This is a genomic window from Haloechinothrix alba, from assembly GCF_900188115.1.
GTDB lineage: Bacteria > Actinomycetota > Actinomycetes > Mycobacteriales > Pseudonocardiaceae > Haloechinothrix > Haloechinothrix alba.
This window is the reverse complement of the sequence record NZ_FZNW01000041.1, coordinates 1-13120: the sequence shown is the minus strand read 5'-3', so window position 1 is coordinate 13120 and position 13120 is coordinate 1. Positions and strand designations below refer to the sequence as shown.

Genomic DNA, 13120 nt, shown 5'->3' with positions numbered 1-13120 from the left:
TGGGGCGAACCGGCCGGACGGGCGACAGGTCTGTGACGGGGCTTCTCGTCCAAGCTCCTATCAGGTCAGATCCGTCTGGCCGGTGCGCGCCGCGGCGCTGCACCGGAGCCGGCCGACAAATCGAACGCAGGACACCGTGGTCACACCTTGGCCGGAGTCAGACCGACCCGGTGCAGCGCCGAGCCCCAGTCTTCACAGACTTTCCCGTTGGTTCGTGGCCGGTAGGCCCGGGTCCGCGTGTGGGCGATGTGCTGGTCGGCAAGCATGTCGCGCCAGGTGCGGGAGCGGTAGCAGGAACCGTTGCGTTCCTAAGGAATGTCGAGCGGCTCGGCGGCGTCTAGCGTGGGTGGTGGACGGGCCGGTCGATGGAGCAGCTTGTGACTCCTTGCTTCGCTGGCTCGTCCCCGCGACTGTGGCGCGTGATCGGCGTATCTGTTCGGGGACGGTGTATCGCTCGGCGATGATGGCCCGTGCCTTGTCGCGGTCGACGAGGGCGCCGTCGACGTCGCGGAGTTGGTAGTGGCTCTGGTTCTTCCAGCAGGATGCGATGCGGGTGAGCAGGATGGACGCGATGTGGCAGAGCGCCGAGTTGTGGTGCTTGCCTGTCTCGACCATCAGCCGGTGATACTTCGCCGCTAGCGTCGGGTCGTGGCGGCGGGCCTGGCTCGCGGCCATGAATAGGGCCTCGCGCAGCAGGGCATCGCCACGCTTGGTGGGGCCGCCATGACTGCCGGACAAGCCCGAAGCGTCCAGCGACGGCACGAGACCACTGAAGCTGCGGACCGCCGCCAAGGACGAGAATCGGCTGGGGTCTCCCAGGCGTCCGAGGATGACAGCGCCGGTGACGGCGCCGACGCCCGGGGCGGAGGTGATGATGCCGTCCGGGTCGCGCTCGGCGACCAGCACGGCGATGCGTTCGTCGACGTCTTTGATCTCGTCGGTGATGGCTAGCGCCAAACGGGCTTCGACCGCGATGTCTTCGGCCAGCTCTGCGAATGCGAGCTCGTCACCCCACAAGTCGGCGGTTGTTCTGGCCGCGGCCAGAATCTTGTCAGCTTCGGGCTCGCCCCAGGCGCCGCGGGAGTGCCGGTAGAAGAATCGGGCTAGCCGGCAACGCCCCAGTCTCCGGAGGGTGTGTGGGTCGGCGTATCCAGCGGCGAGGAACCGCAGCGGGGTCTTGTTCGCTAGGTCACCGCCCAGCGCGGCGTGCCAATCCGGTCCGAGCAGTTCCAGCAGCGCATCGAGCCGGGCCAGGCTGGTGGTGCGGCGCTTGACCAGTGTGGAGTGCAGCTTCGTTGCTCGCCGCAGCGGATCGCCTGGGCCGATGCCGTGCTCCGGGTGCAGTCCGTCCGGGTGCAGCAGCGGCAGGCGCGCCAGCAGGATCGAGTCCAGCCGATCGCTCTTGGTGTGCTTGGCGTAGTAGGCGCGCAGGTCGGCCGACCGCTCGGCGGACACCAGCACCACGGTGGCACCGCGTCTGCGAAACCACGCCGCCAACGGAACCCAGGCGTTGCGCGTCGGCTCCATCACGATCGTCACCTGATCAGGCATGACGTCGTCGGGCAGCCGTGACCACAACCGATCGAGATCCTCGCTGCTGGTGCGGAATCGGTGCCCGGACCACAGCACCCGTCCCTGTTCGTCAGCCAGGCTGGCCTGGTGCGGCGCCCGAATCGCGATGTCGATACCCATCCGAATGATCACTACCGGTCTCCTCTGCTCGTCTGAGATCAGCTCCGGCCGCCGGGCCGCCGTTGGAGCACGATCCGCACCAGACATTCGCTAACAGGGATCCACATCCATCCCACCGGGATTGTGGTCGCCGGGTTCCTCACAGGGAATCTCGTACTCCGGCAGTGGCCCCACCCGCCAGCATGGTCAACAGGCCAGGAGTCGCGCGGCGCTCCACTCGGTCAAACAACGTTGACGGGCAGGTGCCGGACGGCACCGATCCTTCCCCGCCGGCCGACAAGACAGGCTCAACACCGCACACCAAGCTTGAATATCGGTGAGCGCCCGGTGGATCCGCGTGATTCCGTGGCGGCGGAAGAATGTCACCGCCCGCTGCCAGAACCCGGCCGCGGTGGCGCCCGCCTCGTCTGCCAGCTCCTCGGTGTAGGCCAGCCGGGAGTGGTCATCGACCGCGGAGTGCAGGTAGACGTAGCCGGCGCGGGCACCGGCGCTTTTGGCCCGGCTGGTGGCCTTGTGCTGGGTCGAGCCGCGGCCATGGACGCGCCAGCCGCCGCCGTCGGGGATCCGGCCGATCTTTTTCACATCCACGTGCACCAGGTCGCCGGGCCGGTCCCACTCGTAGCGGACCACCGGTTCGCGCAGGTCCTGACCATCCACGTCGAGATCCCGTAGCCGAGACAGGCTGTGCCGGACCAGGATCCGGTAGATCGTCGAGGCGGGCAGGATGATGCCTTCCTCGGCCAGGGTGCCGACCAGCTGCACCGGCCCGACCTTGTGCTCGCGGCGCAGCGCACACACCCGGACCTCGACATCGGGATGGGTCTGGTTCGGGCTGGTCTCGGGACGGCTGGAGCGGTCCTGTAGCCCGTTTTCGCCTTCGACCTGCCACCGGGCGTACCAGTGGCCCAGGGTCTGCCGGGCGATCCCGGCCTCGGCCGCGACATGGCAGATCGGGCGGCCAGCGTCGACACGTTCACACAGACGACGGTGCCCTTCCGGCGTGAGCGGGGCGTTACGATGAAACATCGAGAGCCTTCCTTGCGGTGCGACTGCTTCGTTCGCTTCACACCGAGCCAAGGAAGGCTCTCGTCTATCAATCACCCACGCCGCGTGTCACCAACCATCCTGGGCAGAACAGCTAACCGGTACAATACAGAGTTTATGGCAGGTGAGACGTTGGAGGGGGCGAAAGATGGTCGCACCGTACGTGCTGATCAGGCTAGGAGTCGGCGAGCCGGCCTCATCCTCACTTCCCTGGAGGAGTTGCTGTTGAGTACTCCGCTGCGAAACCTTAGTGTGGATGAGATCGCTATGTCGGCGGGTATCAGCCGTGCTCGTTTTTATCGCTACTACAAGTCGAAGTACGAGGCGCTGGCGGCGCTACTGCACCAGACGGCTGACGAAGTTCACGAGGTCTATGAGCTTTCGGACAGCTGGTTCGTACGACCGCTTGAGATGCGCCCACTTGAGGCGATGAAGACGACGTTTGAGCGCATGGGGGACGTCTGGCAGCGTTACGGCGCCGCAGTGCGCGAGGCGGGCGACATGTGGAACGCGGTGCCTGAGGTTAGCCAGGCTTGGCAACAGATTATCTCCGGGCTGATTGACGCGACGACAGCCGCGATTGAACGGGAACGGGAGCGAGGTGTGGCCCCGGCCGGGCCGGAAGCACGCGTGCTGGCGCAGGGCCTGGTATGGCAGGGGGAGCGGTTACTCTTCGTCGGCCTCATCAACGCGGTGGATGCGATGACGAACGAGGAGCTGGCTGAGGTCGGCTCTGTGATGTGGATGCGCGCGATCTACTTGGCCGACGATCCAGAGCCTGCATAGTCGGACTGACCTCGGGGATCAGCGGCTTAACAAGCAAGGCTGGGGAACCTCAAGTGTCCAACTCGCGACGAGGTCGACGAGTCCCTTGCCCGTCGGCGTCCAGGACCGCCGAACAGAACCACAGTGTGGCAACGACTCCTTGTCCTCAGATGAATCATGTCAAGGGGTCAGTGGTCCCTAAGCTGTGATCGCCCGTTCGATCGGTGCGCCGATTTTGTCGTGGTGCCAGATGGCTGCGGTGAGGGCAAGGATGCGTTGTCAGATGCACACGATGACTGCTCGGGGGTGTGGTCCCCTTGGGTTTCGCGGTGGAGTTGGCCTTTGCAGGTGTCGTTGATCGACTCGATGAGTTGGCGCAGTGGCTTGAAGAAGCGGGCGCCGGAACGTTCGGCTTCGCCTTTGCGTGCCGGGCGCAGCGGCGAGATACCGGATTGCCTTCGACACCGCGGTCAAGTCTCTGGGTGTGGTGTAGTGATCCTTCGTTGTGGGGTCAGGCGGTCGGGGTGGGCAGGGAGTTGGTGGTCACCTCGTTTCCGGTGTGGGGGACGATCGCGAGGCGGCAGCGGGTGAGGACGTCGACGCCGAGATAGCGGTGTCCCTCGGCCCATTCGTCGGTCTGTTCGGCCAGCACCGCGCCGACCAGGCGGACGATGGCGTCGCGGGTGGGGAAGATGCCGACGGAGTCGGTGTGTCGACGGATCTCCTTGTTGAGCCGTTCGGTGGGATTGTTCGACCAGATCTGGACCCACACGTCCGTGGGGAAGGTGGTGAAGGCCAGCAGGTCAGCGCGAGCGGCATCGAGGTGTTCGGCCACGACCGGGAGCTTCTCGCCGACGTCATCGAGCAATCGGTCGAACTGGGCGTTGACTGCCGCGGCGTCCGGTTGGTCATAGAGGCTGTGCAGCATCGCCTTCACCGCAGGCCACATGCCCTTGGGGCAGATCCTCATCAGGTTCGCCGCATAGTGTGTGCGGCAGCGCTGCCAGGACGCGCCGGGCAGGTGCGCGGCGATCGCCTCGACAAGACCGGCATGGGCGTCGCTGGTGACCAGGCGGACCCCACCCAGGCCGCGGGCAACCAGGTCGGCGAAGAAGCTGTTCCACCCGGCACCGGTCTCATTGGTCGCGACCCGCATTCCGAGCACCTCGCGATGCCCCTCGCCGTTGACGCCGTTGACGCCGGTGGCCAGCAGGACGACCGCGTTGATGACCCGTCCGCCCTCGCGGACCTTCATCGTCAGTGCGTCGGCGGCCACGAACGTGAACGGGCCGGCCGTGTCCAGCAGGCGATGGCGGAACTGCTCGACGTGCTCGTCCAGATCCGCTGCCATCCGACTGACCTGCGACTTCGACAGCGAGTTAATGCCTAGAGTTGTCACCAGCTTGTCCATACGGCGGGTCGAGACCCCGGCGAGGTAGCAGTCCGCGACCACGGTGATCAGCGCGGACTCGGCGCGTTTGCGGCGCTCGAGCAGCCACTCGGGAAAGTACGTGGTGCCCGAGCGGAGCTTGGCAACGGCAACGTCGATCGTGCCCACGCAGGTGTCGAGGTCGCGGTGGCGGTAACCGTTGCGTTGGGCGACCCGCTCGGGACTGGGCCGACCGTACTCGGCGCCGGCGACCGCGTCAGCCTCCGCAGACAGCAGCTCGTTGATGATCGTCTGCAACATGCTGCGCATCAGATCCGGGGACGCTTCGGCCAGGACTTCACCGAGCAGACCATGAGGGTCAACAATATGAGCAGCGGCCATCGTGATGACTCCGTTCGAGGATTCTGTGGAAGGTTGACTCGAAGGATCACACGATGGCCGCTCCCTCGTCCGAGACGCCCACACCAGCCACCGCACTACACCACTACGCGGGACTCAACTGACACCGCACGTCGCTCACTCATCATCAGTATCGTGACCAGGGCTATTGGAGCAGCACACTCCTGCCCTGGTGAGTCTGTCCTCCCACATGAGTCAACGACCCGCCGATGCGCGCATCTGCGGTGGGTCAACTCAGCCACTTGACTACACACGACGTCATGTGTAGTTTTCTGTCCAGCGCCGAGGACGGTGTTGAACCTCACATACGAGAGGACGATTGCAGTGACGACGCAAGTTGCGCAGCCAGTGGTATCGAACGTGCCATTCCATATTGAAGCGCCGGGACGGGTGATCAAGTGGGCGGTGCCTGGCACGCCAGCGGTAGAGATGTCTGTGTTGGCCGAAGGTTCGCAGACCAACGGCCAGATCAGCGTTGCCGAGCATCGTTATCCTGCTGGTTACGAGATCGGCCTGCACACTCACATGTTCGAGGATGAGGGCTGGTATGTCGCGGAGGGCACGGTCACTTTTCCGATGCCCGATGACAATCTCGAGCTTACGGCTACTGCGGGGGAATTCGTGTGGCACCCGGTGCGTCGCCGCCACGGCCTACGGGTCAGCGAGGACGGGCCCGCGCGCCTGATCCAGTTCCTGACACCAGGAACAAGTTTGGTTCCTAGCTTTTTCGAACAACTCAAAGTCAACGGGTCGCCGGACTCTCCAGACTTGGCCCAGGTGGTTGAGTCAAGCAAGCAGAACTACGGAGTGTACCTCGATACAGGCTCAGACGATCTGCCGCCACGGACGCCGAGTCTGAATCATGGTCCGCTCACCTCGGATGCGAAGCTCATCGTGCCGCCACGGTCTGATCAGCATCTCTGCAACCGGCCGTACAAGTCCGACAAATCGGACGTACGCTCGCTCAAGATCGGCCGGGGGATGATGACCGACGTGGAGGCCACCTTCCACGCGTTCGGGGCACAGACCGGAAACGCGTTGGGCATGGTAGAGATCAACTGGGGTCCGGGTGACGTGGCTGGAGCCCACGTTCACACCCTGGAGGACGAGGGCTTCTATGTCCTGGACGGTGAAATCACGCTGAGGGTCGCTGCCCCCGAGGGCGTGGTGACCGCCGTCGCCCAAGCCGGTGACCTTGTGTGGGCTCCGCGGGAGCTGGCGCATTACTACGAGATGACCGGCAGCGAAGGTGCCCGCGTGCTCGTCTTCGAGGTTCCCGGCGGTTCGCTCGGAGAGTTCTTCATCGACATATCCAAAATGAGGGCAGCGGATATCGAGTCCGACGAAGCTCTTGCGGAGGCCGTGCGTTGGATGGGCGACGAATTTGGGATCTATTTCTTGGCCCCTGGCGAGTTCCCGGAGGAGTAGCTGACGCAGAGCGTGTTGCGGACCTCGGTGCGAGGCCGATCGCGGCGCCAAGGGCCTTGCTAGAGCGCATCGGCATCAGTCCCAGCGCAGGCCACGCCCGGCGCCGCGATCGGCTGGCGTCGCCAGTGCGCCAGTCGAGGTCGGTGATGCGCCCGACGAACAGCTCCCGAACAGCCTTTCAGCACATGTCCCTAGTGAACCAAACTCCTTAGAAAGAGAAGATATCACATGCCCAAACACGTCTTGGCCGTATTCTCCAATCCGACCGAGGATAACGAAGCCGAATTCAATGAATGGTATACCGGGCAGCATCTAGACGAGGTTCTCCAAATCCCGGGTTTTGTCGCGGCTCAACGCTTCAAGTTGAATGACAACCAGCTATCGGGTTTCGTGCCGAGCGCCCATCGCTACATGGCCCTGTACGAAATCGAGGGAGACCCCGACGAGGCGCTGGAGGAGCTGCATAAGCGGGTCGAGTCCGGAACCATAGCATTGCCGAAATCAATTGACGCAGCCTCGATCGGACCGTGGTCGTTCACACCCATCACCGAGCGAATGACCGAGGAATGAAAACCGAAGATGCGATTGAGAAGCGTTCGATGATCGACGGAATGTTTGTGATCAACCCGGGATCACGCGTGTGCGATCTGACGCACGCGGAAGCCAGGAACGGCCATGCAACAGCGGCTTGCCGGCGACTCTGGGCGCTACACCGGGAGCACAGCCGCTCCGGAGCCAGCATGAGTCACGCCGAGTTCCACTCGAACTGGTCGGCGACGGCGCTTGCACGGACACTTTTCCTGGAGACCGACATCGACCTGGCTGCCCCACATGCCATCCGCATTTACCAGCAACCACAGAATAATGCGGACGCGCATGTCAAGGCCGCGTTGGCCGTCTCTCATCACCCCCAGCGTTTCCTGCCTTATGTTGCCGTTGAGCCCGACCTGGGTCCCGACGCGGGCCGTCGACTCATTGATCGGGAGTTGGATAGCATCCCGGGCGCCGTCGGCATGACGCTGCATCTCGCGGCGGACGAGCCAAGCCCACGCTTCCGCCTGGATGATGAGGGGGCCGTCTTCCCGCTGCTGGAGCACGCACAGCAGCGGGGGATCAAGACGGTTGCCGTGCACCATGCCGCGTGGGCCGGATTGGCACCGACCGAGCCACACCACCTGCGTGCCCTCGACTCAGCTGCGAAGGCATTCCCGCAACTGAGCTTTGAGACGGCACTACCGACGCACCCGAACGCCGCGGCAGCCGTTACGGCCCTGGCAACTCGGACCAATGTTCATTTCCGGCTCGAGTCGGTCACCGGGCTGCTGATGAACCAACCCGCTGAATTCGAGCGCGTCCTCTGCGGCGTCCTCCGGCTTACCGGGCCGGGGCGGCTTCTGTACTCGGACGCTTGCATGGTGACCCACAGCCAGCCGATATTGCGCCGGCTGGTGAGCCTACAGCTCAGTGACGATGCGTGTGCGCGGTACGATCTCAAGAAGCTCACCCATACAGACAAGCGCATGATCTTAGGGGAGAACTACGCCAGAATCATCGGGTTCGATCTCAGTGCCGCTAAAGACCGTATCATCCGCGACCGATTCGCCGAGGAACGCGACCGCTCGGGACGCTGGGAACCCTACCTGAACTGGCGATCCGAGTTCCGCGGCAGCGCCGTGCGAGCTTCGAGGCAGCTGGCTGCCAATGGCGGTCGGCAGCAACCACTAGCTACCTCGCGCTCGAATACTACCCATCCGAATTCCCGACCGGTGGAAGGGAGATCGTATGCCATTGGACACTGAAACCGCCGAGTTCCTCGCCCAATCCCGCGATGGTAAGCCGGCACCGCCTCCGTGGGAAGTGTCGCTGGAGGAATTCCGCGCCGCGGTGGAGCCCTTTCGGGCGTTGAGCTTCGATATCGTCGAGATGGCGGAGGTGCGGGAGTTAAACATCCCGTCCGACGCGGGACCGGATGTCGGTGCTCGACTCTATATCCCTGATACCGGGCAACGAGAACCAGTAATCGTGTGGGCGCACGGTGGCTCCTGGGTGCGCGTGACGGTGGACTTGATGGATGCGTATCTTCGCTTTATCAGCGACAGGTCGCGGTGCGCGGTGCTGGCAGTCGACTACCAGCTCGCTCCCGAGGCGCGCTTTCCGACGGCTATTCACGAGGTGTGCTCGGCGATCCGCTGGATCCGCGAGCACGGCAAGCGGCTCGATATAGATCCCGGCCGCATCGCGGTGGGGGGCGAAAGCAGCGGCGGTCAGGTCGCCGCCGCGGCGGCGATGTTGAGCCGTGACCGTGACGATCTTCCATCGTTGGACTTCCAAGCCCTCATGCTGCCGCTGCTTGACGTGACACTGAGCTCGCCGTCGTGGGATCAGCTCGGCGAGGACTACCTGCTGACGAAGCCGCAGCTGCAATGGGCCTTGCAGCAATACGCACCGGAGGGCGATCCGACTGATCCGTTACTGTCGCCGCTGCACGCCGACTCGCACGCCGGCCTGGCTCCCGCGCTCGTGTTGACCGGCGAATACGACCCGCTACGCGACGACGGCAAGAACTACGCCGACAAGCTCCGCGCATCCGACGTCGCGGTGGAGCACATCGAGCAGCCCAGTCTGATCCACCACGCGCCGATGGCGCCGCGCAAGCTGCCGGCCGGTAGGGACGCCGTCGAGAGCGTCGCCGCTGCGATCAATCGAGCTCTACATACCTGAGGCACCGCTCCATTTCGCCGACGAGCTACCCATGCCAATGGTCGACTCCCTCGATAAGGGGCGCGCCCTGGTGGGGTTCCCGTGTGGGCCTGACAACGAATGGTGACGCACGTCGATCCTGGTGGGGTTCCCCAGCATGATCGCTCGCACAGAAACAGACACACCAGTCCCTGAGAGAGGTCTCGTGTTCACTGACTACATCGACCGCGGCGTGGCCGTCAACCCGGACGGCCCGTGCCTGCGCTCCGCCGACGGCAGCGTCTCACTGGATCACCGGCAGGTTGCCGCGCTCTCGCACCGCATCGCCGCAAGCCTGCGCAATGACGGCGCCGTACCGGGCACACGCATCGCGGTTTACAGCCCTAACAACGTCACGGCGTTCCTCTGCGTGCTGGCCATCTTGCGGGCTGGAGCGACCTGGGTGGCTGTCAACCCACGCTCCGAACCTTCCGAACTGGCCGAACTGCTGGAACGTGCCGAAGCCGAGATCTTGCTGTACGACGCCGCACTGTCCGACCGGGCCGACCAGATCATGACCGCCACACCCGGTATCCGAATGTCGGTCGCCTTCGATGGCGACTCCGAGGAACAGTTCGGGCGCTGGCTTGTCCCACCCGGTACGACCGTCCCACGCCTGCCCTTCGATCCGGACGCGGTCGCCATGATGCTCGGCACCGGCGGCACCACCGGCCGTTCCAAGGTGGTTCCCGTCACCAACCGGCAGTTTTTGACCATGAGCTTGGCATACAACGCGCACATGCCCGAGCCCACGCCGCCAATCTATCTGCTGGCACCCCCCATGACACATGCCGCCGGAATATCCGTGTGGCCCACGTTGGCCGAGGGCGGCAGCGTTATCCTGCACGACGGTGTCGACACCGGCGCGATCCTGCACGCGATCGAGTACGAGCGGGTCACCCGGCTGTTCCTGCCCCCAACAGCTATCTATGCCCTGCTCGCCGATCCGGGCGTGCGGGATACCGACGTCAGCTCGCTGCGGCACTTCATCTATGCCGCCGCACCCATGTCCGAGGACAAGCTCCGCGAGGCCCTCGAGGTCTTCGGGCCGGTCATGACGCAGACCTTCGGGCAAGCCGAAGCCCCCATGATCGCCACCTGTATGGCGCCCGCCGATCATGCCGAAGCCGCAAGTGATCCGGCAAAGGCGCACCGCCTGCGCAGTTGCGGACGCCCCTCTCTGGTCGCTGCGGTGGAGATCATGGGCGACGACGGCACGGTGCTGGGACCGCACGAGCGCGGAGAGATCGTGGTTCGTGGCGACCTCGTCATGACCGGTTACCACAACGACCCCGACGAGACCGCGCAAACCCGCCGTCCGGGCGGCTGGCACGGCACCAGCGACATCGGCTACCGCGACGACGACGGCTTCATCTACGTCGTCGACCGCAAACGCGACATGATCATCACAGGGGGGTTCAATGTCTACCCCAGTACCGTTGAACGCGTCATGTGGGGTCATTCCGCCGTGCTTGACTGCGCCGTCATCGGCATTCCCGACGACAAGTGGGGCGAATCCGTCACCGCCGTCGTCGAACCCAAAGACGACCAGCAGATCACGGCCCAGGAGCTGATCGAGCGATGCAAGAGCGAACTCGGCAGCGTCCAGGCACCCAAATCGGTGATCTTCCGGCAGCTGCCCCGCAGCGCCAACGGCAAAGTCCTCAAACGCCAGCTCCGAGACGAGTACTGGGCCGGCCTCGAACGCCGAGTCTAGTGCTCGGAGTACAGCCCCCACGCCAGTTCTCTTCGCTGAGACAGGTGTCAAAGAATCAAAGGAGTGTCACATGTTCGACGATTGGTTCATCCTAAATCCTGTTGCACATGCGTACAATTTGGCGCCATCGAACTACCGCACCAAGCAAGGGACGGACGTAGCGGATCTGCTGCGCGCGTTGCATATGGGGTGGCAGCCATCAGGCGTCAACATGACCGAGGAGGAGTTTTTCTCCGATTGGTCGGTAGACGCAATGGCCGAGACACTGTTCGTGGAGTCTGACGTCGACATCGCGGTCACCCACACCCTGCGACTGGATTCCTACTTCTACGATGGACTCTGCGCCCGCGCTAAAACGGTCGAGGCCGTAAACAAATATCCTGACCGATTTCGTGCCTACGTCGGAGTCGACCCGACGGCAGGCCTCGAGACCTGCCTGCGAGAGCTCGACGAGCAAATGGCGGAACTTCCGCAGGCAGTAGGACTCAAAATGTACCCGGCCCAAGTCGCCCCAGACCGTTCCTGGCGCATGGACGACACCGACCTCGCCTTCCCCCTGCTCGAGCGCGCCCGCGAGCACGGTCTCAAAACCGTGGCCATCCACAAGGCAGCCCCGCTCGGGCCTGTACCGATGAACCCATACCGTGTCGATGATGTGGACGGTGCGGCCGGTGCCTTCCCGGACCTGAACTTTGAGATCATCCACGCGGGGCTCGCGTTCACGACCGAGACGGCCTGGGCGATCGCGCGATACCCCAATGTTTATGCCAACCTCGAAGTGACCATGTCATTGCTCTTCAAAGCACCCAAGCTCTTCGAATCCACCCTGGCAGAGTTCATGTTTTGGGGTGGTCCCGCAAAGGTCATCTTCTCTGACGGCTCCATGTTCGCCCACACGCAGCCGCTGCTCGAGGCGTTCCGGAATTTCCAATTCAGTCCGGAAACGTGTCAAGGGTATGGGATCGAACCGCTAACGAAGGACGACAAGGCGCTTATCCTCGGTCGGAATTCCGCGAACATCCTCGGACTCGACATCGACAATGCACTGGCCAAGATCGCCAACGACCAGTTCGTGCAGCGCCGCCGGCACAACGACCGACCCGCCCCGTACTCGACCTGGAAAGAAGAGTTCGCCAACCGGCAAGAGGCGGTGAGCGCATGATGACCGCACTGGAAAACGCAGTCGCCCAGGCCATCGCCACCGTGGACGACCCGTGCTCCATCGCGGCTCGCGCGCCCCTTAATGTCTTCGAACTCGGACTGGTGCGGAGCTGGGACGTGGACGAAGACGGCGACGTTCACGTACTCGTCAGCCCCACCAATCCCATGTGTGTGCTTATCGGGTCAATCACCCAGAGCATCCAACGCCGGATCGAGTCGGTCCCCGGTGTTCGAACGGTCGTTGTCGACATCGACGGCGACTTCCTCTGGACCCACGACGAGATGACCCCCGAAGGTCGAGCGAAACTCGAGCAACGCCGACAAGGATCGATGAGCCAAGTGCCAGTAGCCCCCCGCCAGTGGGAAGGTGCAGGCAATCCCAAGTGAAACGACACACGTAGAGGGGCCTGTCAGCTAAATGGCTCTGGCCCATATTCGGTGGTGACGGTGGGTAGCGTTAGCCGAGCGGGATGCGGTGGTGGAGGAGGGTGAAGCCTGCGCGTCAGTACATCTGCCGCTTGATCATCTTCGTTTTGGTGTTCACTCCTTCGATTCGTCCATTATGGAATGGCAGGGTGAGAGCGGCGTTGACGGCGTGGCGGTCGAACTCGAGTCCGCGGGTGAACGCGTGCAGGTGGGGCAGGTCCTCGGCCCGGCCTTGCTCAATCCAGTCGGTCAGGTGCTCGTCGTTCCCGCTGGTGGTCTGTGAGCTTGTCCGGGCGGGTGAGCAGGTGTAGCGGGTGAGGCGCTTGGGCGAGATCGCGGGCCGGTCGGCCTCGACCCTG

At 63.9% G+C, this 13120-nt stretch carries 12 protein-coding genes and 1 pseudogene; 8 read left to right on the top strand and 5 right to left on the bottom strand.

Annotated elements, in window-relative coordinates:
* Window positions 1-192: 192 nt before the first annotated feature.
* Window positions 193-1704, bottom strand: a complete 1512-nt coding sequence (locus tag CHB84_RS21500) for an IS110 family RNA-guided transposase (RefSeq protein WP_425432327.1) — start codon at window positions 1702-1704, stop codon at window positions 193-195.
* 174 nt (window positions 1705-1878) lie between these two features.
* Window positions 1879-2718 (bottom strand): helix-turn-helix domain-containing protein, encoded by an 840-nt coding sequence (locus CHB84_RS21495; protein WP_217898684.1) that lies wholly within the window; start codon window positions 2716-2718, stop codon window positions 1879-1881.
* On the opposite strand from CHB84_RS21495, the gene CHB84_RS23090 reads away from it, so the two are divergent.
* Window positions 2635-3522, top strand: a complete 888-nt coding sequence (locus CHB84_RS23090; protein ID WP_089303477.1) for a TetR family transcriptional regulator — start codon at window positions 2635-2637, stop codon at window positions 3520-3522. The two genes, CHB84_RS21495 and CHB84_RS23090, sit on opposite strands and share 84 nt — an antisense overlap.
* A 177-nt stretch (window positions 3523-3699) precedes the next feature.
* Here the strand turns inward: CHB84_RS23090 and CHB84_RS24130 are convergent.
* A pseudogene (locus tag CHB84_RS24130) lies at window positions 3700-3941 on the bottom strand (IS982 family transposase); the annotation flags it as partial.
* A 71-nt stretch (window positions 3942-4012) separates the two neighbouring features.
* Window positions 4013-5272, bottom strand: a complete 1260-nt coding sequence (locus CHB84_RS21485; RefSeq protein WP_089303476.1) for an IS256 family transposase — start codon at window positions 5270-5272, stop codon at window positions 4013-4015.
* 342 nt (window positions 5273-5614) lie between these two features.
* Here CHB84_RS21485 and CHB84_RS21480 point away from each other — a divergent pair, with 342 nt between their 5' ends.
* The 7 genes from CHB84_RS21480 to CHB84_RS21450 all read left to right on the top strand — a co-directional run bounded on the left by CHB84_RS21480 (window position 5615) and on the right by CHB84_RS21450 (window position 12722).
* Complete coding sequence (locus CHB84_RS21480; protein WP_141134775.1) at window positions 5615-6718, top strand: cupin domain-containing protein; 1104 nt, start codon at window positions 5615-5617, stop codon at window positions 6716-6718.
* 228 nt (window positions 6719-6946) lie between these two features.
* On the top strand, window positions 6947-7288 hold the full coding sequence (locus tag CHB84_RS21475; RefSeq protein WP_089303474.1) for a DUF4286 family protein: 342 nt from the start codon (window positions 6947-6949) through the stop codon (window positions 7286-7288).
* Window positions 7285-8517, top strand: a complete 1233-nt coding sequence (locus tag CHB84_RS21470; protein ID WP_141134774.1) for an amidohydrolase family protein — start codon at window positions 7285-7287, stop codon at window positions 8515-8517. The genes CHB84_RS21475 and CHB84_RS21470 overlap by 4 nt, the downstream gene beginning before the upstream one ends.
* The gene (locus CHB84_RS21465) at window positions 8501-9439 is read left to right on the top strand and encodes an alpha/beta hydrolase (RefSeq protein WP_089303472.1); all 939 of its coding nucleotides are present in this window, start codon (window positions 8501-8503) and stop codon (window positions 9437-9439) included. The genes CHB84_RS21470 and CHB84_RS21465 overlap by 17 nt, the downstream gene beginning before the upstream one ends.
* A gap of 184 nt (window positions 9440-9623) precedes the next feature.
* Entirely contained in the window at window positions 9624-11174 is a 1551-nt protein-coding gene (locus tag CHB84_RS21460) for an AMP-binding protein (protein WP_217898683.1), read from the top strand.
* A gap of 70 nt (window positions 11175-11244) precedes the next feature.
* A complete protein-coding gene (locus tag CHB84_RS21455) occupies window positions 11245-12336 on the top strand; it encodes an amidohydrolase family protein (RefSeq protein WP_089303471.1) in 1092 nt (363 codons plus the stop codon).
* Complete coding sequence (locus CHB84_RS21450) at window positions 12333-12722, top strand: metal-sulfur cluster assembly factor (protein WP_089303470.1); 390 nt, start codon at window positions 12333-12335, stop codon at window positions 12720-12722. Before CHB84_RS21455 ends, CHB84_RS21450 begins: the two co-directional genes overlap by 4 nt.
* Before the next feature lie 115 nt (window positions 12723-12837).
* Here CHB84_RS21450 and CHB84_RS21445 read toward each other — a convergent pair.
* Window positions 12838-13120 (bottom strand): transposase (locus CHB84_RS21445; protein WP_141134773.1); only part of this gene is annotated, 283 nt, incomplete at its 5' end.